At 73.0% G+C, this 23,308-nt stretch carries 21 protein-coding genes; 11 read left to right on the top strand and 10 right to left on the bottom strand.

Features of this window, described 5'->3' with window-relative positions:
• The first annotated feature begins 190 nt into the window (after positions 1–190).
• Complete coding sequence (locus ABEA93_RS16545) at positions 191–397, top strand: hypothetical protein (RefSeq protein ID WP_345676309.1); 207 nt, start codon at positions 191–193, stop codon at positions 395–397.
• A 27-nt stretch (positions 398–424) separates the two neighbouring features.
• Here the strand turns inward: ABEA93_RS16545 and ABEA93_RS16540 are convergent, their stop codons facing one another.
• From ABEA93_RS16540 to ABEA93_RS16520, 5 genes are all read right to left on the bottom strand, one after another.
• A complete protein-coding gene (locus tag ABEA93_RS16540; protein WP_345676308.1) occupies positions 425–844 on the bottom strand; it encodes a hypothetical protein in 420 nt (139 codons plus the stop codon).
• A 132-nt stretch (positions 845–976) separates the two neighbouring features.
• Positions 977–1,576 (bottom strand): TetR/AcrR family transcriptional regulator, encoded by a 600-nt coding sequence (locus ABEA93_RS16535; RefSeq protein WP_345676307.1) that lies wholly within the window; start codon positions 1,574–1,576, stop codon positions 977–979.
• Positions 1,577–1,652: 76 nt separating this feature from the next.
• The gene (locus tag ABEA93_RS16530) at positions 1,653–3,152 is read right to left on the bottom strand and encodes an MFS transporter (RefSeq protein ID WP_425584964.1); all 1,500 of its coding nucleotides are present in this window, start codon (positions 3,150–3,152) and stop codon (positions 1,653–1,655) included.
• Between the two features lie 242 nt (positions 3,153–3,394).
• Entirely contained in the window at positions 3,395–3,943 is a 549-nt protein-coding gene (locus ABEA93_RS16525) for a hypothetical protein (RefSeq protein WP_345676306.1), read from the bottom strand.
• A 126-nt stretch (positions 3,944–4,069) separates the two neighbouring features.
• Positions 4,070–4,924, bottom strand: a complete 855-nt coding sequence (locus tag ABEA93_RS16520) for an alpha/beta fold hydrolase (RefSeq protein WP_345676305.1) — start codon at positions 4,922–4,924, stop codon at positions 4,070–4,072.
• A 101-nt stretch (positions 4,925–5,025) separates the two neighbouring features.
• Between ABEA93_RS16520 and ABEA93_RS16515 the strand changes: the two genes are divergently transcribed.
• The gene (locus tag ABEA93_RS16515; protein WP_345676304.1) at positions 5,026–5,658 is read left to right on the top strand and encodes an AAA family ATPase; all 633 of its coding nucleotides are present in this window, start codon (positions 5,026–5,028) and stop codon (positions 5,656–5,658) included.
• An 87-nt stretch (positions 5,659–5,745) separates the two neighbouring features.
• Here ABEA93_RS16515 and ABEA93_RS16510 read toward each other — a convergent pair whose 3' ends face one another.
• Both ABEA93_RS16510 and kynU read right to left on the bottom strand, forming a co-directional pair.
• Complete coding sequence (locus ABEA93_RS16510) at positions 5,746–7,590, bottom strand: LVIVD repeat-containing protein (protein ID WP_345676303.1); 1,845 nt, start codon at positions 7,588–7,590, stop codon at positions 5,746–5,748.
• A 118-nt stretch (positions 7,591–7,708) separates the two neighbouring features.
• Positions 7,709–8,980, bottom strand: coding sequence for a kynureninase (gene kynU, locus ABEA93_RS16505; RefSeq protein WP_345676302.1), 1,272 nt, complete (start codon positions 8,978–8,980; stop codon positions 7,709–7,711).
• A gap of 225 nt (positions 8,981–9,205) precedes the next feature.
• Here kynU and ABEA93_RS16500 point away from each other — a divergent pair, with 225 nt between their 5' ends.
• The 3 genes from ABEA93_RS16500 (at position 9,206) to ABEA93_RS16490 (ending at position 13,906) form a co-directional block, all read left to right on the top strand.
• The gene (locus ABEA93_RS16500) at positions 9,206–10,147 is read left to right on the top strand and encodes a LysR substrate-binding domain-containing protein (protein ID WP_345676301.1); all 942 of its coding nucleotides are present in this window, start codon (positions 9,206–9,208) and stop codon (positions 10,145–10,147) included.
• Between the two features lie 372 nt (positions 10,148–10,519).
• Positions 10,520–12,463 (top strand): APC family permease, encoded by a 1,944-nt coding sequence (locus ABEA93_RS16495; protein ID WP_345676300.1) that lies wholly within the window; start codon positions 10,520–10,522, stop codon positions 12,461–12,463.
• 84 nt (positions 12,464–12,547) lie between these two features.
• Positions 12,548–13,906, top strand: coding sequence for an FUSC family protein (locus ABEA93_RS16490; protein WP_345676299.1), 1,359 nt, complete (start codon positions 12,548–12,550; stop codon positions 13,904–13,906).
• A 4-nt stretch (positions 13,907–13,910) separates the two neighbouring features.
• Here ABEA93_RS16490 and ABEA93_RS16485 read toward each other — a convergent pair whose 3' ends face one another.
• Both ABEA93_RS16485 and ABEA93_RS16480 read right to left on the bottom strand, forming a co-directional pair.
• Positions 13,911–15,629: a sensor histidine kinase gene (locus ABEA93_RS16485; RefSeq protein ID WP_345676298.1), complete on the bottom strand. Its 1,719-nt coding sequence runs from the start codon at positions 15,627–15,629 to the stop codon at positions 13,911–13,913.
• Between the two features lie 91 nt (positions 15,630–15,720).
• Entirely contained in the window at positions 15,721–16,524 is an 804-nt protein-coding gene (locus ABEA93_RS16480; protein ID WP_345676297.1) for an SDR family NAD(P)-dependent oxidoreductase, read from the bottom strand.
• A gap of 149 nt (positions 16,525–16,673) precedes the next feature.
• Between ABEA93_RS16480 and ABEA93_RS16475 the strand changes: the two genes are divergently transcribed.
• The 3 genes from ABEA93_RS16475 (at position 16,674) to ABEA93_RS16465 (ending at position 18,570) form a co-directional block, all read left to right on the top strand.
• Positions 16,674–17,288, top strand: a complete 615-nt coding sequence (locus ABEA93_RS16475) for a TetR/AcrR family transcriptional regulator (protein ID WP_345676296.1) — start codon at positions 16,674–16,676, stop codon at positions 17,286–17,288.
• Positions 17,289–17,374: 86 nt separating this feature from the next.
• On the top strand, positions 17,375–18,151 hold the full coding sequence (locus ABEA93_RS16470) for an SDR family oxidoreductase (protein ID WP_345676295.1): 777 nt from the start codon (positions 17,375–17,377) through the stop codon (positions 18,149–18,151).
• Entirely contained in the window at positions 18,145–18,570 is a 426-nt protein-coding gene (locus ABEA93_RS16465) for an SRPBCC family protein (RefSeq protein WP_345676294.1), read from the top strand. Before ABEA93_RS16470 ends, ABEA93_RS16465 begins: the two co-directional genes overlap by 7 nt.
• Before the next feature lie 136 nt (positions 18,571–18,706).
• Here the strand turns inward: ABEA93_RS16465 and ABEA93_RS16460 are convergent, their stop codons facing one another.
• On the bottom strand, positions 18,707–20,110 hold the full coding sequence (locus ABEA93_RS16460; RefSeq protein WP_345676293.1) for an MFS transporter: 1,404 nt from the start codon (positions 20,108–20,110) through the stop codon (positions 18,707–18,709).
• A 97-nt stretch (positions 20,111–20,207) separates the two neighbouring features.
• Between ABEA93_RS16460 and ABEA93_RS16455 the strand changes: the two genes are divergently transcribed.
• The 3 genes from ABEA93_RS16455 to ABEA93_RS16445 all read left to right on the top strand — a co-directional run bounded on the left by ABEA93_RS16455 (position 20,208) and on the right by ABEA93_RS16445 (position 23,268).
• Complete coding sequence (locus ABEA93_RS16455) at positions 20,208–21,098, top strand: LysR family transcriptional regulator (protein ID WP_345676292.1); 891 nt, start codon at positions 20,208–20,210, stop codon at positions 21,096–21,098.
• A 389-nt stretch (positions 21,099–21,487) separates the two neighbouring features.
• The gene (locus ABEA93_RS16450; protein ID WP_345676291.1) at positions 21,488–22,759 is read left to right on the top strand and encodes a phosphotransferase; all 1,272 of its coding nucleotides are present in this window, start codon (positions 21,488–21,490) and stop codon (positions 22,757–22,759) included.
• A 68-nt stretch (positions 22,760–22,827) separates the two neighbouring features.
• Complete coding sequence (locus ABEA93_RS16445; protein WP_345676290.1) at positions 22,828–23,268, top strand: nuclear transport factor 2 family protein; 441 nt, start codon at positions 22,828–22,830, stop codon at positions 23,266–23,268.
• The last annotated feature ends 40 nt before the right edge of the window (positions 23,269–23,308 follow it).

Here is a 23,308-nt window from a genome sequence, read left to right as displayed (position 1 = left end):
AGTTTCGCCGCTGCCGGGGCGCCGGACGGCGGAGGCTGGGCCGGGCGGGCACGAGAACGCCCCGTTCGGCGCAGCACCACGGCACTCATCCGGCCGAGAAGCCGTCCGACCGGCCGGAGGCGGGGCGCGGGATGGCCGCGGCGCGCGCTCCCGACGTGTGAACCGCGTCGTGCGGGTGTGTCCTGGAAACATGAGCGAATCACTGATTGCGACGCAGACGGCCCGGCTGGTCGAGCTGGCGGGCATCGACGAGCGCTCCGCACGCGCGTTCGTCGAACAGGTGTGCCAGGAGGCCCGCGCGGAAGCGGACACGCACTGCGCCCAGGAATTGGAGCAGTGCCGGCACGAGTGCGCGCACTTGATGCGTGCGCTCGCCGAGGCGCGCGCCGCGAGCTGAGCGCACCCGCCCGTCCCCGTCCCCGCCCTACGACTCCGGGCTGGGCGGTCGGGGACGCTTGCGGGTCAGCTGCACCAGCAGGCCGCCGACGATGAGGAGCACCGCCGCCAGTCCCACCAGCTGCGCGGCGGGTCCGCTGCCGCTCGTCGGGACGCGCACGGCCGCCGGGTGGTCGGGGCTTGTCGGCGCGGGCGTGGGCGTCGGGTCGGTGCTCGGTCCGGGCGCGTCGGTTTCGGCGCCGCCCGGGGGGACGACATCGCGGTGCGGAGTTGTGCCGGCGACGTATCCGGCGGCGGCGATGCGGCCGCCGTCGTGCGCGGGCCGGGCGAACGCCGCGCCGAGCGGCACCGCGAGGGCGAGGGCGAGGGCAAAGGCGAGGAGCACGGTGCCGGAGCGGGTGGGGATGGGGGTGGTGGACGAGCGCCGGGGCCGGGCCTTTGCAGGCATGGTCGGCTTCCTCTCGGGCGGGGCGGGAACCAGAGGAACGCGTGCCCGTCACGCCGAGTGAATCAACCGGGTGATCCTTGGAATCACCCGGAAGGCCGTAGAAACAGTCCGCGCTCCCCGCGCTCGCCGGGGTCAGGCCCGGGCTTGGCGCGGGGGTGCGTCGCCGGTCAGGAGGGCCTGCACGCCCGGCGCGTACCAGTCCGCGACCCGGGCCACGTCTTCCGCGCGGGCGGCTTCGGCCTGCACGACGCCGAGGACCACGCCGAGCCCGACCAGGTGGGCGATGGCCAGTTCGGCGCGCAGCAGGGCGTCGGGGCCGGTGAGGCGGTCGGCGAGCCGGCGGACGACCCGGGATTTGAAGTTCGCCCGCAGCTTGTCGGCCTGTTCGCCCTGCACGAGGGAGAACGCGATGCGCAGAATCGGGTCGCTGTGCCGGTGTGCGTGACCGTCGAGGATGAAGAGGGTCATGTGCCGGCCGAGCCGGTCGGGGGGCGCGTCCAGGAAGTCGTCGATGCCGTCTTCGAACGAGGCGATGCGGGCGAAGAGCTGTTCTTTGCTGCCGAAGTACTTGATGACCAGCGGCGAGCTGACGCCGGCGGCTTCGGCGATCGCCTTGACGGTGATCTCGGTGTAGGGGCGACGGGCGAACGCGCGGCGTGCGGCGAGCAGGATCGCGGCCCGGGTCGCTTCCGCGTCGCGGCGCGGGCGGGATTCGGCGTCGGTGCTGGTCACGTTCCCATTCTTCCGGGTGCGGCCGGGCAGTCCGGTACTCCCCCGTCCGCGCCGCGGCGCGGACGGGGTTTGCCGGTCAGGCGCGCGCGGCGTCGACCGCCTTGGCCGGCTGGTGCTGCTTGGCGGTGGGGATCATGCACGCGGTGGCGCAGGCCGCGGTGGCGAGGAGCCCGGCAACCCCGAAGACGAGGATGTACGCGTGCAGCGTCGGCAGTGCGTGGCCGCCGATGTTCATCGTGAACTGGGTGAGGAGGACCGCCACCACGGTGCTGCAGAGCGCCTGGCCGACGGTGCGCATGAGCACGTTGAGGCCGTTGGCGGCGGCCGTCTGCTCGGCGGGGACGGCCTGCATGATGAGGGTCGGGAGCGCGGAGTAGGCGAGGGCGGTGCCGGAGGAGACGACGGTCGCGCCGACGATGATCGTCCACAGGTCGTGGCTGGTGGTCATGCGGACGAGGTAGCCGACGGCCATGCAGCCGGTGCCGAGGGCGAGGGCGAGCTTGGGGCCGCGCCGGGCGGATATTCGGGCGGACACCGGCGACAGCAGCACCATGCACACGCCGCCGGGCAGCAGGCACAGGCCGCCCGCGACGATGGACAGGCCGAGGCCGTAGCCGGTCTCCTTCGGGGCCTGGACGAGCTGCGCGGTGGACAGCGAGTTGGCGTAGAAGCCGAATCCGGTGAGCAGGGCGGCGATGTGCGGGATGAGGACGCGCGGCGTGCGGGCGAGGCGCACGTCGACGAGGGGGTCGCGGGTGCGGGTCTGCTGGTAGCCCCACACGACGAGGATGACGGCTGCGGCGGCGAGGAGGCCGAGGGTGCGGGTGCTCGTCCAGCCCCAGTCGCCGCCCTTGGACACGGCGAGCAGGCCGCAGACGAGTCCGACGGACAGGCCGATGGCGCCGACGACGTCGAAGCGGCCGGGCGAGCGGACGGACGACCCGGGCACGACCCACCAGGCGGCGGCGGTGCCGAGTGCGCCGAGTGCGGTGGTGACCCAGAACAGCACGTGCCAGTCGGCGTGCTGCACGACGAGCCCGGCCAGGGGCAGGCCGAACGCGGCGCCGACGCCGACCGTCGAACTCATGATCGCGGCGCCGGACGCGATGCGGTCCGGCGGCAGGTGTTCGCGCAGGATGCTGATGGACAGCGGGATGACCGCCGAAGCGGCGCCTTGGAGGGCGCGGGCGGCGATGAGGATGCGGATGTCGGACGTGCTCGCGCACAGGGCCGAGCCGAGGGTCATCACCACCAGGGCGCCGAGCAGCATGGGGCGTTTGCCGTACATGTCGCCGGCGCGGCCGAGCACGGGCGTGCAGACGGCGCCGGCCACCAGGGTCGCGGTGACCATCCAGCTCACGTCGGTCGCGGACGAGTGGGTGAGCCGCGGCAGGTCGGGCAGCAGCGGCACCACGAGGGTCTGCGCGAGCGCCATGAGGATGCCGCCGAACGCGAGCACCGGCACGATCAGCCGCTGCCGCAGGCCGCCCGGGTCGGCCGCCGCGGTGCGGGCCGCGGCGGCGGGTGGGGCGGGTGCGCCGGGGGCGGCGGGCGCGTGCAGGGTCTGGTCGTCCACGGCGGCTCCGTACGAGGCGGTGCGAGAGGTGCGCGGGTGAAGCGGAGGTGCGCGTCGCCCGCGAGAGCCGCGGACGGGAGGTGAATGCGTGTTCACCCACCCTAGGTGAACACGCATTCACCAGTCCACGGGCCCGGCGGAATCGGCGCTGTGGCCTGGGCCACCCGCCGGCCCGGGCCTCCGCATTGCCGTGACGTTTCTGCGCGCCGCGGCGCTCGGATCCGCTGCGTGAGGCCTCCGATTCAGTGGCCCACGGCCGCCTTCGCCGCGACGATCACGAGGCCCAGCACCAGGTTGACGACACCTTCCACCGAGGCGAGCTGCCACGACGCGCCGGCGCGGAGTGCGCCCCAGACCGCCCAGGCGGTCTGCTGGCCGACCGCAATGCCCAGCGCCAGCCACGCGCCACCCGCCGGCCCCAGGCCGAACAGCGGGCTGATGAGCACGGCCGCGGCCGGCAGCAGCGCGGCTTCGACCAGGCCCCATTCGGCGCGGGCGACCCGGCCGACGGTGCGCCAGGTGGCGCGCCCGTGGGCGAGCCGTTCGCCGGCCAGGCGCGCGTAGACGTGCGCGGCCCAGAAGACGAGGCCGGTGACGATCAGCAGCAGCGCGAGGCGGACCCGGGAGAACTCCGGGCCGAGCGATCCGGCGGTGGCGACGACGGAGGCGGCGAGCAGGGAGCCGTAGACCGCACCCGTGTAGTCGCCGGACGTGGTGTCGCTTTCCCGTCCCGCACCGTCGGGGCCTTTGGGCTCGTCGGGTTCGCCGCGGCCTGCCATGGATTCCGACATTCGCCAAAGATATGTGGCAAATGGTGCATTTTCTCGTGCGGCGGGCCGGGCGGCCGGGGAAATCGGCCGCCGCGGCCGGCCGCGTGCGGACCGCCCGCGGATTCCTGCCGGTTTCCCGGCGGCTGCCTACCGGAGCGGCGCGAGCCAGTCGAGGATCGAGGCGGCGATCCGGTCCGGGTGCGTGAGCGGGCCGTTGTGGGTGAGGTCGGGATGGGTTTCGAGACGCCCGTAGGGGAACTGCGCGGCGAGGGCGGCGAAGCGGCCGGACTTGGATTCGTTGCCCTCGACGACCACGACGGGGCAGCGGACCCGCGCCATCGCCGCGAACACCTCGGCGACCAGCGCCGACTCGTACACCTGGGCTTCGTTCGCCGGCAGGCACTTGAGCCGCACGTGGTCGTCCACGTCGTCGAACCCGTGGTCGACGAACGCGGCGAGTGCCTCGGGGTCGAAGGCGTTCATCGGCGGCTTCGACGCGTAGTTGCGCGCCGCTTCGGCGCGGTCGGCGAACGTCGCGCGGCGGCGGCGCGCCAGTGCGGCGAGTGGGTTGGTCGGCACCACGCCGGGCGGGGGCGGCGGGAAGGCGGCCGGTTCGTAGAGCCACAGCGCCGCGAACGTGCCGGGGCGGGCGGCCTCCGCGAGGACCAGCGAGGCGGCGCCGCACGAGTGGCCGATGCCGACGACGGGGCCGCGTTCGGCGGGGTCGACGCCGTCGGCGGTGGCGAGCAGGTCGGCGCCGAAGGCCGACCACGGGAAGTCGTAGCCGTCGGGCACCCGGCTCTCGCCGTGCCCGCGCAGGTCCGGGGCGTGGCAGTCCACGCCGGGCAGGCGCCGGGCGACCGGGCCCCAGACCCGGCCGTGGAACCCGGTGCCGTGCGCCAGCACGGCGGTGACCCGCGCGCCGGGCGCGGCGCCGCCGGACGCGTCGGCGGGCAGGCGGTGGACGGCGGGAAGGGCGCTCCCCCGAAGCTCGATCGTCATGGACGAAGTCCACCATCCCGCCGGGTATCCCTCGCGGCCGCCCCCGGGCGCGCCCGGCGAGGTCCCTGAGGATCGGCGTCGGGACACCTAGGCTCGTCGGCATGCTGGTGTGGATCAACGGCCCCTTCGGGGGCGGCAAGACGCAGACCGCGTTCGAGATCAAACGGCGCCTGCCGGGCAGCATCGTGTGCGACCCCGAGACGGTCGGGTTCGGGCTCAACCGCATGGTGCCGCGGGAGTTGCGCGGCGATTTCCAGGACTTCCCGGCGTGGCGGCAGGGCGTGTTCGAGGTCCTCGACCGGGTGGTCGCCGGGCATCCGGGGCCGGTGATCGCGCCGATGACGGTGGTCGAGCCGGACTACTTCGCGGAGACCGTCGGACGGTTGCGGGAACGCGGCCACGACGTACGGCACTTCACGCTGCTCGCGGAGCGGGAGACGGTGCTGCGGCGGCTGAGCGAGCGCGGCGTCGGGCAGGCGGTGCGGTGGCTGCGCGGCACCGGGCCGGCGCTGCGCCGGGAGTCGTTCGCGGTACGCAAGCTCGACCGCTGCCTGGAGCGGTTGGTCGCGCCGGAATTCGCCGAGCATCTGTGGACCGACCGGATCCCGGTGCCGCGGGTGGCGGAACGCATCGCCGCGTCGGCGGGTCTTCCGCTGGGCCCGGCGGTCGGCGGTCCGGTGCGGCGGCGGGCGCAGTGGGCGTGGACGGGGCTGACGCACATCCGCTTCGACTGACCCGCGTCGTGCGCGTGCCGGTCGCCGCCCCCTGTGGGGACGGCGGCCGGCACGGCACGGCTCGGCTCGGTGGTTCGGGCTCGGCGGTCAGGTGAACTGGCTGCTGCGGAAAGGCCGGTTGGGCTTCCCCAGGTTGGGTTTGCCGAGGACGTCGCGGGACGAGATCGCGTAGATGCCGTGGTTGGTGAGCACCCACGCGATGTTGCGGTCCCATTCGACGTAGACGCCGTGCGTCTGGTTGCCCATCGCCCAGTCCGGGAACGAGCCGTCGGCGGTCGGCCAGTCCTTGGTCTCGGTGCCGTAGGCCTTGGGCACGAAGTAGGCCTCGATCTCCGGCTCGGCGGGGTTCTTGACGTCGAAGAACTGCGCGCCCGCGTTGTAGAAGCCGTAGACGAGCGTGCCCGCGTCGTGGGTACCCGGGTTGGTGTAGTAGCCGGTGCGCTTGGGGCCGAAGCTGCCGCGGCGCTGGCAGTAGTCGGTCATGCCGGACGTCTTGGGCGGGGTCGGCCGCGGGAGTTGGCCGACGATGCGCGGCTTGGCCGGGTCGCGGGCGTCGATCTGGTAGATCGGCTTGTACGGCTCGTAGCAGTCCTCGGTGAGGGGGTAGCCGGAGACGTACACCATGCCGGTCTTGTCGAACTGCGACACGTCGATGTTGTCGCCTTCGGTGCCGGACACCGACGGCGGCAGGTCGAGGTGGGAGACCTGCTTCATGTGCGCGGGGTCGGAGATGTCCAGGACGGTGAGGCCGAAGCCGCCTTGCGCGGCGAACGCGTAGCGGCCGCCCTGTTCGACGGGCTTGGGGATGAACAGCGCCATGCGGGCGCCCATCCAGCTGGTGCGGTTGCCGCAGCGCGGGTTCTTCGCGTATGCGGCTTCCTCGCCCTTGACCTGGCCTTCGAGGTGCCAGGTGTCGAGGAGGCGCGGGTGGGCGGGGTCGGACATGTCCCAGGACTGGTAGCCGGCCGAGTGCAGGTTGGTCGGGTACTCGGTGTTGGAGTACGAGTCGTTGGGGGCGACGCCGATGAACAGGTACTTCCCGCCGTCCCAGAACGGCACGTCGAGCGAGCCGGAGCCCTGCTGGGGCTTGCTCAGGTCGCTGTTCAGCGGGTCGGCCTGGGTGGAGTCGGTGCTGACGGCGGCCAGCAGCTTCCAGTCCTTCTTGGTCGGCCCGTCGAGCCGGAAGACCTTGAAGCCCTTGAGTCCCTGCTTCGCCCGGACCGCGGCGACGCCCGCGGGGTTGTCGAACTTGTCGGTGCCCGGTTCGGAGCCGAGTTCGGAGATCTGGCGCTTGTCCTCGAAGGACATGACCATGACGTAGGCGTTGAGGCGGGCGTTCCACTGGATGGTGGTGGCGCCCCAGTAGTCGTAGGCCGCCCACGAGCCGTTGGCCTTGGACTCGTCGCCGCCCACGTCGTCGCGGCTCATGCGTTCGACGACCTTGACGTTCTTGACGTCGGTGATGTCGTAGACGCGGCCTTCGGAGCGGTCGTACTGGAACATGTAGCGGCGGCCGCCGAAGTCGACGATGTTCTGCCACGTGTGGAAGAAGTCCGGGGTGAAGTCGGCACCTTCGTAGGCCGCTTCGACCTTGACGTTCTTGCTGTACGAGCGGCTGTCGTAGTCGTCGCGGCGGCCGGGGAACGGGTGCGGGTTCTCCTCGTCCACCGGCGTGGCCGCCGGGTGCAGGAACGACCCGTCGAGCTGCATGCCGTACGAGCCCGGGTCGACCGGTTCGGGGCGCCGGTTCTCGCACACCAGCGGAATGTTCGGGTCGGTGGCACTGCCCGCCGGGGCGGCAGCGGCCGGCCGGGGGGCCGCGCCGCTCGGGGCGAGCAGGGCGGCGGTCGTCGCGGCGGCGACGGCCGCGGCGGCGAACGCCCCGGATCTGCCGGAGCGCGGCAGACCGGGGAGGAAGCGGGGGACGCGCATGCGGACGGTCCTTCCGACAGGGGACGGATGGGTGAACGGGGAGCGCGGAACGGGCGGTGCGGTGTGCTGCTCAGGCTCGGACTCGGGCTCAGGCGCGGGCGCGGGCGCGGGCGCGGGCTCAGGTGACGGCCGCGCGGACCGCGTACCGGGCATCGGTGTACGAGCCGTCCGCGGTGATCTCGCGCAGCGCGGCGACGGCGGCGAACGCGTCCGCGTGCGTCACGTACAGCGCGTTGAAGCCGAAGCGCAGGATGTCGGGCTCGCGCATATCGCCGATGATGCCGCGGTCGGCGAGCGCCTGGACGAGCGGATAGGCGTCCGCGTGCCGCAGCGCCGCCTGGCTGCCGCGCCGGGCGGGCTCGCGCGGGGTCGCCGCGGTGAAGCCCGTCCCGGCCAGCAGGGCGTCGGCGCAGTCCAGGAAGAACCCGGTCAGGGACAGGGACTTGGCGCGCACGTCGGCCATGTCGACGCCGTCGAACGCGGTGAGTGCCGCTTCGAGCGCCAGCATGGACAGCATCGGCGGTGTGCCGATGCGGGCCCGGGCGATGCCGGATGCGGGGGTGTACGTCCCGTGCATCGCGAACGGGTCGGCGTGGCCGTGCCATCCGGTGACCGCGTGGTCGAACGCGTCGTGGTGCCGGGCAGCGACGTAGGCGAAGGCGGGCGCGCCGGGCCCGCCGGACAGGTACTTGTAGCCGCAGCCGACCGCGAAATCGGCCCCGATGGCGTCGAGTTCGACGGGGATCGCACCTGCGGCGTGGCACAGGTCCCAGCACACCACGGCACCGGCGGCGTGCACGGCGGCGGTGAGCGCGGCCATGTCGGACAGTTCGCCGGTGCGGTAGTCGACCGGCGCGTAGGCGGCCACCGCGACCCGGTCGCCGTCGGCCGCGAGTGCCGCGGGCAGGTCGGCGATCGGGACACCGCGCACGGTCAGCCCGAGGAGCCGGGCGACCGACGCGGCGAGGTACTGGTCGGTCGGGAAGTGGTCGGGGTCGGTGAGCAGCAGGTCGCGTCCGGGGCGCAGCCGGGCGGCGGCGGTGAGGATGTTGAAGATCTGGACGCTGGTGGAGTCGCCGCACACGACCTGGCCGGGGTCCGCGCCGACGAGCCGGCCGAGGGTGTCGCCGATCCGGAGGGGTGCGTCCCACCAGGCGTTGGCGTTCCAGGAGCGGATGAGGTCGGTGCCCCATTGGCGGTGCACGGCGTCCTCGAGGGCGGCCGGTACCGCGGCGGGCAGGGCGCCGAGGGAGTTGCCGTCGAGGTAGACGACGCCGTCGGGGAGGAGGAAACGCGACCGGAGTCCGGCGAGCGGGTCGGCGGCGTCGAGGTCGGCGGCGCGCCGCGCCCAGGCGGCGGGGTCGGACGGTGCTGCGGTGTGCGGGTCCACGGGTCCTCCCTGGCTGCCGGATCGGGCCGCTCGGGACGCGGACCGGGCGCCGGGGTCCGGCGGAGTGTCGGCGGGCACCCCGCCGGACGGTCCCGGCACACGGCATCATCGCGTCGCGGTGCCATACCGAACCAATGCCGATCCGGTTAGCATCCATGCCGTGACCGGTATATCCCGATGCCCGCGGTGGGCTGTTGTTCCGCTGCCAACTCGTGGGTGGTGTGCGTGACTTCCCGTGATCTGGTGGACGGCCGGCTGAAGTTCCGGCATCTCACGCTGCTGACCGCGATCGCGGAGCACGGCAGCATCGTGCGTGCCGCGGAGGCTTTGCATCTGACCCAGCCCGCCGCCACGCGGAGCCTGCGCGAGCTGGAGGACCTGGTCGACGCGCGGCTGTTCGACCGGGGTCCGCGCGGCATGACGCCGACCCGGTACGGCACCGCGCTGGTCGAGCACGCGCGGGTGGTGCTGGCCGAAGTGCGGCGCGCGGGCGAGCACTTGGCGGAGCTGCGCGAGGGGCAGGCGGGCACGGTCACCGTCGGCACGCTGCTCGCCGGGACGAGTGTGCTGCTGCCGCGGGCGGTCGCGGCGCTGAAGCGGGAGCGGCCGCGGATCACCGTGGTGGTGCGCGAGGCGACGTTCGACGTGCTCTACCCGCAGCTGCTGGCGGGCGAGGTGGATGTCGTGGTGGGCCGGATCGGTCCGTCGCCGGAGGCGGGCCGGGTCCGGTCGCACACGCTCTACCACGAGCCGATCCGGCTGATCGCCCGCCGCGGCCACCCCCTGGCCGACGCCGGCCACGACCTGGCGCTCGCCGACACGGTCGGCTATCCGTGGATCCTCCCGCTCGAGCAGACCACGCTGCGCGGCGAGCTGGCGGCCGTGTTCGACCGGCACGGGCTGCCGCTGCCTGCCGACCGGGTGGAGTGCACGTCGATTCTGACGGTACGTGCGCTGCTCCTCGCCACCGACATGATCGCCGCGCTGCCGGAGCTGGTGGTGACCGGCGACGACCGGCTGGTGCCGTTGCCGGTGCCGCTGGAGGACGTGCGCCGCCGGGTCGGCACCACGCTCCTCGCGGACCGCACGCACACGCCCGCGGTCCGCGAGCTGCTGCGCCACTTGGAGGAGGAAGGCGCCCGCCTGCGCGCGTCGTTGACCGGCTGAGGGGTGCGAGGCCCGACCGGGGAGGTGCGGGCCGGGCGCGGTGTTGCCGCCTCGTTGCGACGCCAGGACGGCGGAATGCCCCGGGTCGCGCGGAACCCGGGGTCTGCCGGGATCTTGACCGCGGGCGGGCGGATCCTGACGGGATGTCGATCCGGGCGGGACCGATCGGCGAAGTGCGGGGGTGCGGAGCAGTACGCCGCGGGGGTGGCTCCCCCGCAACGGCAGGGGATTTGCCGGTGATGGTCCGCGTTTGGCCGGCCGGTGCCGGGTACCTTCGCCGCTAGGTCGTTTCCGGTTCCCCGGACACGGCCTAGGGCTCCCGTGCCGTCCCGGCGGCCGACGGGGGCGCGTCGTCGACAGGAGAGGTCGTCCATGGCCGGTCCCGCCCGATCCGGAAGGTTGCGCCGCTGGCTGCTCGAAGGCCAGTCCGAGATCTCCGGGCGCGACGGCGAGGAGCAGTCGCCGGGTCCGGCCCCGCACGAGGGCCGGCCGTGGTGGCGGGTGATGTGCCTGACCGGCCTCGACTACTTCTCCACGCTCGGCTACCAGCCGGGCATCGCCGCTCTGGCGGCCGGGCTGCTGGCGCCGCCGGCGACGATCGTGCTGGTGGCGCTGACCCTGTTCGGTGCGCTGCCGGTGTACCGCCGGGTGGCGGAGGAGAGCCCGCACGGCGAGGGCTCGATCGCGATGCTGGAGCGGCTGCTGTCGTTCTGGAAGGGCAAGCTGTTCGTCCTGACGCTGCTCGGTTTCGCCGCCACCGACTTCCTCATCACCATCACGCTGTCCGCGGCCGACGCGACCGCCCACATAGTGGAGAACCCGCACCTCACCGGCACGCTGAGCGGCCACGAGCTGATCATCACCATGCTGCTGATCGCCATGCTGGGCGCGGTGTTCCTCAAGGGCTTCGGCGAGGCGATCGGGCTGGCCGTGGTGCTGGTGGGCGTCTACCTGGCGTTGAACGCGGTGGTCGTGGGCAACGGCCTGTGGCAGGTGTTCACCCACCCGGAGGTCGTCACCGACTGGCGGCATGCACTGGTCGCCGAGCGCGGCAGCATCTGGGTGATGATCGGCGTCTCGCTGGTCGTGTTCCCGAAGCTCGCCCTGGGCCTGTCCGGGTTCGAGACGGGTGTCGCGGTCATGCCGCACGTGCGGGGCGACAAGGGCGATACGCGGGCCAAGCCGGCCGGGCGGATCCGCGAGACGAAGAAGCTGCTGACCACGGCGGCGCTCATCATGAGCGTCTTCCTCATCACGTCCAGCTTCATCACCACGCTGCTGATCCCCAAGGACGACTTCAAGCCGGGCGGCCCGGCGAACGGGCGCGCCTTGGCGTTCCTCGCCCACGAGAACCTCGGGTCGGCCTTCGGCACCGTCTACGACATCTCGACGATCCTCATCCTGTGGTTCGCGGGCGCGTCCGCGATGGCGGGCCTGCTGAACCTGATGCCGCGCTACCTGCCGCGGTACGGCATGGCGCCGGCGTGGGCGCGCGCGGTCCGGCCGATGGTCATCGTGTTCACTCTCGTGGCTTTCCTGGTCACCTGGATCTTCGACGCGAACGTCGACAAGCAGGGCGGCGCGTACGCGACCGGCGTGCTCGTGCTGATCACGTCGGCGGCCATCGCGGTGACCATCGCCGCCCGCCGGGCGCGGCAGCGCGGCTGGACGATCGCGTTCGGCATCATCGCCGTGGTCTTCGTCTACACGACCGCGGTCAACATCGCGGAGCGGCCGGACGGCGTGAAGATCGGCGCGTGCTTCATCGCCGGGATCATGGCGCTGTCGCTGCTGTCCCGCCTGGTGCGGGCGTTCGAGCTGCGCGTGACCGATCTGGAACTGGACCGGCTGGCCGAACGGTTCGTCCGCGACTGCGGGCACCGCACGATCCGCTTCGTGGCGAACCAGCCGGACACCCGCGACGACGCCGAATACCGCGACAAGGAAGACCGCATGCGCGCGGAGAACCACATCCCGGAGCACGAGGACGTGGTGTTCCTCGAGGTGACGGTGCTCGACCCGTCGGAGTTCGAGTCCGGGCTGAAGGTCGCCGGCAAGGTGATGCACGGCAAGTACCGGGTGCTGACCTTGCAGAGCACGTCGGTGCCGAACGCCCTCGCGGCGTTCCTGCTGTACGTCCGCGACAGCACCGGACAGCGGCCGCACATCTACTTCGAGTGGACCGAAGGCAATCCGCTGGCGAACTTCCTGCGCTTCTTCCTGTTCGGCCACGGCGAAGTCGCGCCGGTGACCCGCGAGGTCCTGCGCGAAGCGGAACCGGACCAGTCGCGGCGGCCGCACGTGCACGTGGGCTGACCGCCCGCCGACGGGTTTGCCTCGTTTGCCCGCTTTTCCGGATGCCGCGTGTCGCTTCCGGGTTCCTTGGGGATGAGGGCCCGTATGCCGATTGCTCCCGAACCCGTCCTCGGCCTGGTGAAGCGGCGCAACGAGCCGGTGGTGGTGCGGACGCTGCGCAGCACCGTCGCCGCGGTGCTGGCGTTCGTGGTCGCGCAGTGGCTGTCCGGCAACTCGGCGCCGCTGCTGGCCCCGCTGACCGCACTACTGGTCGTGCAGGTCACGACGTATTCGACGCTGACCATCGGCATCCGGCGGATGTTCAGCGTGCTCCTCGGCGTGCTCATCGCCGTGGGCTTCGCCGAGCTGGTCGACCTGACGTGGTGGAGCCTGGGCGTGCTCATCCTGGCGTCGCTCGTGGCGGGGCATCTGCTGAAGGTCGACCCGTTCGTCGAAGAGGTCGCGATCAGCGCGATGCTCGTGCTGGGCGTCGGCAACCTGCACGCCGCGCACACGACCGCGGCCGGGCGGGTCGGGGAGACCCTGATCGGCGTGGTCGTGGGGATGCTGTTCAACCTCGTGTACGCGCCGCCGACGTACATCCAGCCCGCCGGCGACGCGATCCACGACCTGTGCGCGCGTTTCCGCCGCCTGCTCACACGGATCGGCGGCGACCTGCGCACCGGGGCGTCGCGCAAGCACGCCGACGCGTGGATGCAGGAGGCGCGGGCCCTCGACGGCGAAATCGTGCAGGCGGACGCGGCACTGTCGCAGGCCGAGGAGAGCCTGCGGCTCAATCCGCGCGCGGCGCGCCACGCGCTGAACGCGGGAATCGTGCTGCGCAGCGGGCTGGACTCGCTGGAGCACTGCACGGTGACGATGCGGTCGGTGTGCCGCGGGCTGCTCGCGTTGACCGAGGAGTCCGACCGCTACGAGAACGTCTATCCGGCGGACGTGGCCGCCGCCCTCGACAACCTCCTCGGGCACATGGCGGATGCCGTCGACGCGTTCGGGCAGATGGTGACCGCGGAGATCAGCGCCCAGGCGGAGGAAGCGGAAGCGCACCTCGCGGACGCCCTGATCCGGTCCCGCGACGCCCGCGACGCGATCGCGCAACTGCTGCGCTCGGAAAGCGAGTACGAGCCGGACACCTGGGAGCTGCACGGTTCGCTGCTGGCGAGCGTGGACCAGATCCTCGACGAACTGGACGTCGACAAGCGCGCCGAACCGCGCCTGGCGGCGGCCAAGGCCGCGGCGGGCCCGACGCGCGCGGCACGGCATCTGCTGCGCATGAGCCGGGTCCGGGCACCGGAGGGCTCACGGGGCCGGGAGAACCGCGCCACCGTGGAGTGGCGGGCCGAGCACGAGCCCGGGGACGAACCGGAGGTCGGGTCGGGGCGGCGGTTCCGCGGGTCGCCCTCGGCGTCGCGCGGGCATCCGGGGCCGCCGCAGGCGCCGCGGTAGGCGGTCAGCCGGCCGGGCCGTGGCGGTACGGGGCCCGCCAGGTCAGCACGGTGCCTGCGCCGTCCGGGCGGGGCTGTGCCGCGAACGTGCCGCCGAGTTCGGCGGCGCGGGCGGCGAGGTTGTCGATGCCGCTGCTGCGGGTGCGGTCGGCGGGCATGCCGATGCCGTTGTCGGCGACCGTCACCACGACGTCGGCGGCGGTCGCGGCGACGGAGACCTCGACGGCGGTGGCCCGGGCGTGCCGGGCGACGTTGGAGAGCGCTTCGCGGGTGACGGCGAGGACGTGGTCGGCGACGTGTTCCGGCACGGCGGTGTCGAGGAGGCCGTCGAGGCGAAGCGTCGGCGAGAAACCGAGCGTGTCGGAGGCGTGGTCGGCGATCTGGAGGACCCGTACCCGGAGCCCGGCGGCGTTGCGGTCGCCGCGTTCGCGGGCCCGCAGGGAGAAGATCGTCGAGCGGATGAGCCGGATGGTCTCGTCGAGATCGTCGACGGTCTTCATGATGAGCTTCGCGGCGTCGTCGCCGACGATGCGGGTGACGCCTTGCAGGGTCATGCCGGAGGCGAACAGGCGTTGGATGGCGACGTCGTGCAGGTCGCGGGCGATCCGGTCGCGTTCCTCGAACGTCGTCAGCAGGTCGGCGTCGCGGCGGCGTTCGGCGATCTCCAGGGCCAGGCCGGCGTGTCCGGCGAACCCGGCGACCATCGCGACCGCGGCCTCGGAGAACGGCGGCCGCCCGGCCTGCGCGGTGAGGTGCAGGACGCCGAGGACGTGGTCGGGGGTGCCGAGCGGCAGCATGATCGTCGGCCCCGCGTCCGGGTCGCCGAGCGCTTCGTGGCCGCCGTGGTCGGCGACGACGCGCTCCCCCGTGGCGTAGACCCGGCCGGCCGGGGACTCGCCGCCGGGCAGCACGAGTCCGCGCACGCGGTCGGCGCCGTCGCCGTCGGCGGCGTCAACCACCAGGTCGCCCGTGCCCGGGACCGGGACCGCGACCGTGACCAGGTCGGCACCCGCCATTTCGCGCACGGTCGCGGCGAACGACCGCAGCACGTCGGCCGGCGCGTCCCCGGACAGCAGGCTCCGGGTCAGCTCGGACGCCGCGGACAGCCACTGCTCGCGCCGCCGCGCGTGGTCGTACAGCCGCGCGTTGTCGATCGCCACGCCCGCCGCGGCGGCAAGAGTGCGCACGACCGCTTCGTCGTCCTCGTCGAAGTCCGCACCGCCGCGCTTCTCGGTCAGGTACAGGTTCCCGAACACCTCGTCCCGGATCCGGATCGGCACGCCCAGGAAGCTGTGCATCGGCGGATGGTTCGCCGGGAACCCGTACGAGTCCGGATGGTCCGCGATCTCGTGCAGCCGCAGCGGATGCGGGTCCCGGATCACCAGCCCCAGAATGCCCCGGCCGGCCGGGAACGGGCCGATCTCGTGGATCGTCCGCGGATCCATGCCCACCGGCAGGAACCGGGCCAGGGTGTCCTCGTCGCCGATCACACCCAGCGCACCGTACTGCGCATCGACCAGCGTCGTCGCCGACTCGATGATCCGCCGCAGCACCGTCTCCAGATCCAGATCACTGCCGACCGACAGCACCGCTTCCAGAAGCGTGTGCACCCGGTCCCGAGTTCCGCGCACCACCTCGATGTGCGCCTGGAGTTCGCCCAGCAACTCGTCCAGCCGCATCCGCGGCAACGGCGCCCGTTCGGCGGGCGTGGACGGCTCCGGCATGGCTCCTCCCCCGGGTGACGGCCCGGCGGCGGCAGGGCTTCGGTGATCGGGCTCCATTATTGCGTCGCCCGACCACCGCGCCTTCACCCCCTCATGCCCCCGGCCGCCGGAACGGCGGCGTCCCCGACAGCTTTCCGCCGTCGATCGGCAGCGTCGCGCCGGTGACGAACGACGACTCGTCGGAGCACAGCCACACCACCGCCGCGGCGACTTCCTCGGGCCGACCGATCCGGCGCATCGGCATGGCAGCGGCCGCCATCGAGCGCGCCTGCTCCCCGGCGCGTTCGAGTTGCCCGGTGTGGATCGGCCCCGGGGCCAGGGCGTTCACGCGGATGCCCGCGTCGGCGTAGTCGAGCGCCGCGACCCGGGTCAGGCCGACCAGGCCGAACTTCGTCGACACATACCCGGCCAGGCCGCCGACCGCCTGGAGTCCGGCGGTCGAGGACATGTTGACGATCGCTCCCCCGCCGGACGCGAGCATCGCGGGGATCTCGTACTTCATCGCGAGGAACACGCCGCGCAGGTTCACCGCGAAAGCGCTGTCGAAGTCGGCGACGTCGACCTCGGCGAGCGGCGTCGGCGGGTGGCCGCCGCCCGCGGCGTTGTTGACCGCGGCGTCGAGGCGCCCGTACGTGTCGCAGGTGCGCGCGACGAGGCGCTCGACGGCGAGCGGGTCCGTCACGTCGGTCGGGACGGCGAGCGCGCGCCCGCCGTCCTCGGTGATCTCGTCGGCCAGCGCCTCCAGCGCGTCCGCGCTGCGGGCGGCCAGCACCACCGCCGCCCCGGCCCGGTGCAGCGCCCGGGCGGAGGCCGCGCCGATGCCGCGGGCGGCGCCGGTGACGAGGGCGACCCGCCCGTCGAGCGGGCGCGGAGCGGGGGTTTCGTGGACGGTCATGGTCGTTCTCCTTCGCGGAAACACGAACGCGTGCGGGGCTGCCGGAAACGCCGCGCACGTCGGCCGTGTCCGGCAGCGCCCCATCCCCTATGATTGATTGGACAGACTGTAAATACAAATTTCCGCCCCGGTCAAGGAGCCCCCACCCGATGAGCCCCCGCAAGTACGACTCCGGCAAGAGACAGGCCGCCGCCGAGGAGACCCGCACCCGGATACTCGACGCGGCCCGGGGCCTGCTGGCCGGGCCCACGCCGACCGCGGTCTCGGTCGACGCGGTCGCCAAGGCCGCCGACGTGTCGCGCCAGACCGTCTACAACACCTTCGGCTCGAAATCCGGCCTCCTCGAAGGTCTGTTCGACGCGCTGGCCGCGCACTCCGGCATGCACCTCGCGGACGCGTTCCGGGCGCCCGACCTGCCGACCGCACTCGCCCACGTCGCCGAGGCGTTCTGCCGGTTCTGGGAGTCCGACCGCGTCGTGCTGCGCCGGCTGCGGGGCATGGGCGCGCTCGACGCCGACCTGGGCCGCCAACTGCGCGAGCGCGACGCCATGCGCCGCACGGTGCTGGCCACCGTCCTGGCGACGTTCGACACGGCCGCGGACGAGGGCGCGATCGACGCGGTATGGCAGCTGACCGGATTCGAGACGTACGACGCGCTGGCCGGGCACCGCGCCGACGGCGCCGCGGAACGCTCCGCGGCAGAGACCGCGCAGGTCGTCACCGCCGCGGCACTCGCGATCCTCGCCGCCGCCACGGAGGACTAGACCGTCCCGGCGTGCCTGGTTGGCACTCTCTGCCACTTGGGCATAAATTGCCAGGAGGGGGTTGTGTACGACGCAAGGAGGACCACGTGCCACGCACGTATCTCGTCACCGGCGCAGCATCCGGGATCGGCAAAGCGACCGCCGACCGGCTCCGCGCCGAAGGCCATCGGGTGATCGGAGCGGATCTCCAGGGCACGGACATCGCCGCTGACCTGGCCACTCCCGAAGGACGCGCCGAACTCGTCGCGCGCGCGACGGAGTTGACCGGAGGCAGTCTGGACGCGGTGGTGGCCTGCGCGGGCGTGTCGCGGTTCGATCCGCTGACCGTGCGGGTGAACTGCTTCGGCGCGTTCGCGACGCTGGAGGGACTGCGCCCGCTGCTGGCGGCCGGGACCGACCCGCGTGCGGTGGTCATCGCCTCGGTGGCGTCGGTGCACCCGGCCGACCAGGCGATCGTGGACGCGGTCCTGGCCGGCGACGAAGCCGCCGCGGTCGACGCCGCGCAGGCCGCCGCGGACCGCGGCGAGGGCGGGGTGATCTACGGGTCGTCGAAGCAGGCGGTCGCACGCTGGATCCGGCGTACCGCGGTCACCGACGCCTGGGCCGGGGCGGGGATCCCGCTGAACGCGATCGGCCCGGGAACGATCCTGACCCCGATGACGGAGCCGCTGCTGGCCGATCCGGAGATGCGGGAGCTGGTGGACCGGAGCGTCCCGATGCCGCTGCACGGGCACGCGCGGCCGGAGCAGATCGCGCCGCTGCTGGACTGGCTGACGTCGCCGGAGAACACGCACGTCACAGGCCAGGTCGTGTTCATCGACGGCGGCGCCGACGCGGTGCTGCGCGGGGACGGTGTGTGGTGACCGCCGCCCGCGAACTCGTACGCACCGCGGTCGTCGACGCCGACCCGGACACCGTGTGGGCGCTGATCGGCGACTTCCACGGCCTGGCCGCCTGGCATCCGCACGTTCCGCCGTCGGAGAAGGACGACGACGGCGCGGTCCGGCTCTTCCGCGTCGACGGCAAGGTCGTGGCACGGGAACGGCTGCTCAGCCGCGACGACGCGGCCCGGTCGTACACGTACACCGTGCTCGACCCGATGCTGCCGATCAGCGACTACGTGGCCACACTGGCCGTCCGCCCGCATGCCGACGGCGTATCGCAGGTCGTCTGGCGCGCGGACTACCGCGCCGAGGACGCGGCGGTGCCGCAGGTCGAGGCCGTGTTCGGCGACGGCACGTACGGGACCGGACTGGCCGCACTCCAGGCCCGCTTCGCCTGACCCGGCCCGCCGGCCACCTCACCGGCATCGCCGCCGCGACCCCGCTTCCGCGACCTCGTGCCACCACGTCGGCGGTACGGGGTCGCACGGCGCGGCGGCCGGCGCGGCCCGGCCGGAGGCCGGCCGACGGTGGGGGTCAGGCGGCTTGGCCGTCGTGCCGTCGGGCGAACAGCACCCCGGCCGCTGCACAGGCGACCGCGGACAGCGCGAGTGCCGCGGCCGCGCCGCCGGGTGTCGGGTCGGCTCCGGCGAGCGCCCCCATCGCGGCGACGCCGAGGGTGGCGCCGGTCTGCCGCACGGCGTTGAGGATGCCGCCCGCGGACCCCGCGGTACCGGGCGGTGCGGCGGCGGCGATCGCGGCCACCAGCGCGGGCAGCGCGAACGAGATGCCGAAGCCGGTGAGCAGCAATCCTCCCGCCAGCACGGGGTACGGCGCGTCCTGCCCGGCGGCGACCGCGAGGGCCGCCCCGCCCGCGGTGAGCAGCGCCGTCCCGGTGAGGATCGGCGTGCGGGGGCCGCGCCGGGCGACGATGCGGCCGGTCAGCGGCGGGTTCGCGACGAACGGGATGGTCAGCGGCAGGAACGCGAGCCCGGTGGCGATCGGCCCGAGCGCGTGGGTGTGCCGCAGGAGCAGCGGGAGCACGAACAGGTCGCCGGCCAGGGTGAAGTTCACCGCCGCGCCGACCGCGAGACCGGCGCGCACGCCGCGGCTGCGCAGCAGACCGCCGCCGAGCACGGGCGCGTCGCTGCGGCGTTCCAGCCATGCGAACAGGGCGACCGCGGGCAGGGTCAGCGCACCGGAGAGTACGGCATGCGCCCAGGAGGACGATCCGGCGGCGATGACCGCGTCGGTCGGCAGCGCGAGGGCCAGGCATGCGGCGCCTTGGGCGCGCCAGTCGATGCGCCGGTCGCCGCGCGGGCAGGCGACGGTGCGGCCGGTCACCAGCAGCAGGACGGCGAGGGCGAGCGGCGCGTTGACGACGAAGATGGCGCGCCATCCGGCGAGTTCCACGAGGAGTCCGCCCGCGATGGGGCCGGTGGCGACGGCCGCGCCGCTGATGGCGGCCCAGGCGGCGACCGCGCGGGTCCGCTCGGCGGGGTCGGGGTAGAGGCGGGCGACCAGGGCCATCGAGGCGGGGACGACGGCTGCCGCGGCCACGCCGAGGAGTGCGCGGGCGGCGATGAGGGTGCCGAGGCCGGGCGCGGCGGCGCAGGCGAGGGAGACGACCCCGAAGGCGGCGGTGCCGGTGCGGAACACGCGGTGTGCGCCGTAGCGGTCGGCTACGGCGCCTGCGGAGAGGAGGAGGGCGGCGAAGAAGACGGTGTAGGCGGTGGTGGCCCATTGCAGGCCGGTGGTCGAGGCGTGGAGAGAGGCGGCGAGGTCGGGTTCGGCTACGGACAGCACGGTGAGGTCGAGGAGGACCATGAAGTAGCCGAGGGAGATGCCGAGCAGGATGACGGGTCTCGGGAGTTTGCCGGTGGTCGGTGCGGTGGCTGCGGGCCGGCCGCGGGGCTCGGTGCGGGGTGGGGCGTCGGTCATGTCCGGCACTCTTCCGGCGGGGCTGCGGGGGCTCCACCGGGGAAGCCGCATGCTCCGTTCGGAATTTCCGAACGCCCGGGGCGGGTTGGGCAGGGGCATGGAACTGCGTCAGCTCAGGACGTTCGAGGCCGTGGTGCGTCACCGTACGGTGACCGAGGCCGCGGCGGTTTTGGACCTTGCTCCGTCGACGGTGTCCGAGCACATTCGGGCGCTGGAACGGTCGCTGGGGGTGCCGGTGTTCGAGCGGACGGCGCGCGGCATGCGGGTGACGCCGGCCGGGGAGGTCCTGCGGGGGTGGGCCCGTCGGCTGCTGGAACAGGCGGATCAGGCACGGCGGGAGGTGGCCGGCGCGGGTCGGGCGCTGCGGTTGGGGGCGTTGGAGACGATCGCCGCGTCGCATGCGCCGGGGGTGTTGTCGCGGATCGCGGCGCGGGATCCGCGGGTTGCGGTGGAGGTCCGGCCGTCCCGGAGCCGTGACGCGTTGATGGAGGATGTGGCGGCGGGGGTGCTCGACGCGGCGCTCGTTCTGGACACGGGTGAGGAGTTGGGGGACCTGGGGTTCGCTCCGTTGTCGGCGTTGGCGTTTGCCGATGTCGAACCGATGCCGCTGGTGCTGGTCGCGGCTGCCGATCACCCGCTGCGGGACGCGGACGAGGTGACGCTTGAGGATCTGCGCGACGAGCGTCTGTTGACGAATGTGCCGAACTGTTCGTTCCTTCTGGCCGCCGACCGGGTTCTCGGTGGTGCGCTGCGTCGGGTCCGGGCGGAGGGTGTCCCGGTCATGCGGGCGTGGGCGGAGCAGGGGTTGGGGATCGCGCTGCTTCCGGAGTTCGCGGTGGCGCAGTCGTTGCAGGCGGGCACGTTGACGCGTCTCGCGTTCCCGGTCCCGCCGCTGCAGCTCCGCTTGATCTGGGGGGCTGACCAGGAAACGCGTGCCGACGTGCGCGAGCTGTTGTACGCGGTGGCGGCGGGGTCGGGCCGCCGCTGACGCCCTCCGCGCTCCCCCGCAGCACCCCTCCGGTCTTCTCGCTTCTCGCGGGTGTGGCGTGCAGCGCGGGCGCGGGGAGGGCGGCACAGGCGTGCGGTTGTCCGGGTCGACTCGTGCCCGGGCTCGGCTTGCGGGCGGGGCGCGTGCTGTGCGCGAGCGTGACTCAGCCTGGCTGCTGCGGCGGCTCGCCCCCACGCTCGAGCGCGCGACTCGGAGCGGCTGTTGCGCGGCTCGTGTCCTCAGGCTCGGGTGCGACTCCGAGCGGTTCGCGGGTGGCTCGACACCTCCGCGGCCGGGCTCCCCCGCCCGAGATAGTTGCATGATTGACACAACAATGCTTGGGTGGCCGGGCTGCTTGGTGTGGGGTTTCGGGGTGCCGGGAGGGTGCAGTGGAAGAGCGGATCCGGGCGTGGTTGGAGAAGCATCTCGGGCGGGTCGACCGGCTCGAGCGGCAGGCGCGGTGGCGGCCGGTGTGGTTTGCCGACGTGACGCGGGGCGACGGGACGCGGCTGCGGTTGTGCGTGCGCGGGGACCGGACCGACTATCCCGGGATCTACCCGCTCGAACACGAGATGCTCGTCCAGCGGCTGCTGAACGAGCGGGGCATTCGGGTGCCCGCCGTGTACGGCTGGATCGACGATCCGCGCGCCTACGTCATGGACCGGGTCGACGGGCAGGTCGACTTCGCCGGGTGCGGTGATGCGCAGCGCGATGCGGTGATGGACGACTATCTCGGCATCCTGGCGGAGATCCACGCGCTGGATCCGGCGCCGTTCGAGGCAGCCGGCGTGCAGGGCGACGGCATGGGCGGCTACGAGCGCTGGTACCGGTCGTCGAAGAAGCGGCCGGATCCGTTCCTGGAGTTCTGCCTCGGCTGGCTGCGGCGCCACCCGCTCGACATGCGGGGCCGCCGGTCGGTGGTGGTGTGGGACTCGGGCCAGTTCCACCACGACGGGCAGCGCATCACGGCCGTCCTCGATCTCGAACTCGCGCACATCGGCGACCCGTTGATGGACCTCGCCGCGTACCGCATGCGCGACACGATCATCGGCTACGGCGACTTCCGCCGCATGTACGCCAAGTACGAGGAACTGTCGGGCACTCCGGTCGACCTGGAGGCCATCCAGCACCACCACTTCGCGTTCACGCTGTCGAATCAGCTGGCGTTCCATGCAGCGCTCGCCGACCCGCCGCCGGGGTCGGACTACATGACGAACCTGCAGTGGTGCCACGAGACGAACCTGTTCGCGGTGGAGGCGCTCGCCGAGTACCAGGGGGTCGAACTGGCGCCGGTGGAGCTGCCGGAGGCCGAGGTGTCGGCGGCGGCGGTGCCGGGGCGGCACCTGGTCGAGTCGCTGCGGTCGGGCGACTACGAGCAGCGGCGGTTGTTCCGGCTGGCGCGGCACATCCGGCGGGTCGACGAGATCGGCCGCGCGTGTGCCGAGGCGGATCTCGACGATCTCGTGCCGCTGCTGGGCCGGCGGCCGCGGACGTGGCAGGAAGGCGACGCGGCCTTGGAGGAGTTCGTGCTGGCCGACGACGGCCGGTCGGACGAAGCGCTGGTGCCGCTGTTCCACCGCCGCTTGTGGCGTGCGCACCAGATGCTGGGCCCGGCGGGCTCCGCGATGACGACGCATCACGCGTTGCAGCCGCTGGCGTAACGGGTTTGCGATTCAAGAAACAGCTTTCCACAAAGCTGTCTGGAAGACTCGGGATGGGTGGTGCGGGAATGACGGATCGGGACAAGCGCGCGCAGACGGTCGCCGACTTCTGGCGCGGCGTCGACAGCCACGACTGGGACTTGGTGGCGTCCACGCTGGCCGACGACTTCGTGCGGATCGGCATGCGCGACAACGAGGAGGACACCTGCCGGGGCAAGGACGCGTACATCGCGTTCGTGTCCGGCGTGATCGGGCGCACGCAGACCCACGAACTCCAGTCGCGCTTCACGTTTTTGAGCGAGGACGGGCGCTTCGCGTTCAACGAGGCCGTCGAGATCATCACGTACGCGCCGGGCGAGGAGCCGCTGGCGATGCGGTTCGCGAACTACCTGGAGCTCGACGATGCCGGGCTGATCTGCAAGCTCGACATCTTCTGGAAGACGCCGCCGTCGATGCCGCCGGACTGGATCACGGTGGAGTCGGTCATCGGCGAGAAGGACGATGCCTGACGGAGGCCGCTGAGGGTGCCGCGGGAACGCGGCGCTGCGG

The sequence above is a fragment of the Yinghuangia aomiensis genome, assembly GCF_039542225.1.
Taxonomy (GTDB): Bacteria; Actinomycetota; Actinomycetes; order Streptomycetales; family Streptomycetaceae; genus Yinghuangia; species Yinghuangia aomiensis.
Note: the sequence above shows the minus strand (reverse complement) of the source record. Positions and strands in the feature narration are given on the sequence as shown.

Excerpts from the sequence above, each read along its gene's own strand:
- ABEA93_RS16545 (WP_345676309.1), top strand. The coding sequence starts at position 191 with ATGAGCGAATCACTGATTGCGACGCAGACGGCCCGGCTGGTCGAGCTG.
- ABEA93_RS16540 (WP_345676308.1), bottom strand. The coding sequence starts at position 844 with ATGCCTGCAAAGGCCCGGCCCCGGCGCTCGTCCACCACCCCCATCCCC.
- ABEA93_RS16525 (WP_345676306.1), bottom strand. The coding sequence starts at position 3,943 with ATGTCGGAATCCATGGCAGGCCGCGGCGAACCCGACGAGCCCAAAGGC.
- ABEA93_RS16520 (WP_345676305.1), bottom strand. The coding sequence starts at position 4,924 with ATGACGATCGAGCTTCGGGGGAGCGCCCTTCCCGCCGTCCACCGCCTG.
- ABEA93_RS16515 (WP_345676304.1), top strand. The coding sequence starts at position 5,026 with ATGCTGGTGTGGATCAACGGCCCCTTCGGGGGCGGCAAGACGCAGACC.
- ABEA93_RS16510 (WP_345676303.1), bottom strand. The coding sequence starts at position 7,590 with ATGCGCGTCCCCCGCTTCCTCCCCGGTCTGCCGCGCTCCGGCAGATCC.
- ABEA93_RS16495 (WP_345676300.1), top strand. The coding sequence starts at position 10,520 with ATGGCCGGTCCCGCCCGATCCGGAAGGTTGCGCCGCTGGCTGCTCGAA.
- ABEA93_RS16490 (WP_345676299.1), top strand. The coding sequence starts at position 12,548 with ATGCCGATTGCTCCCGAACCCGTCCTCGGCCTGGTGAAGCGGCGCAAC.
- ABEA93_RS16485 (WP_345676298.1), bottom strand. The coding sequence starts at position 15,629 with ATGCCGGAGCCGTCCACGCCCGCCGAACGGGCGCCGTTGCCGCGGATG.
- ABEA93_RS16480 (WP_345676297.1), bottom strand. The coding sequence starts at position 16,524 with ATGACCGTCCACGAAACCCCCGCTCCGCGCCCGCTCGACGGGCGGGTC.
- ABEA93_RS16475 (WP_345676296.1), top strand. The coding sequence starts at position 16,674 with ATGAGCCCCCGCAAGTACGACTCCGGCAAGAGACAGGCCGCCGCCGAG.
- ABEA93_RS16460 (WP_345676293.1), bottom strand. The coding sequence starts at position 20,110 with ATGACCGACGCCCCACCCCGCACCGAGCCCCGCGGCCGGCCCGCAGCC.
- ABEA93_RS16455 (WP_345676292.1), top strand. The coding sequence starts at position 20,208 with ATGGAACTGCGTCAGCTCAGGACGTTCGAGGCCGTGGTGCGTCACCGT.
- ABEA93_RS16445 (WP_345676290.1), top strand. The coding sequence starts at position 22,828 with ATGACGGATCGGGACAAGCGCGCGCAGACGGTCGCCGACTTCTGGCGC.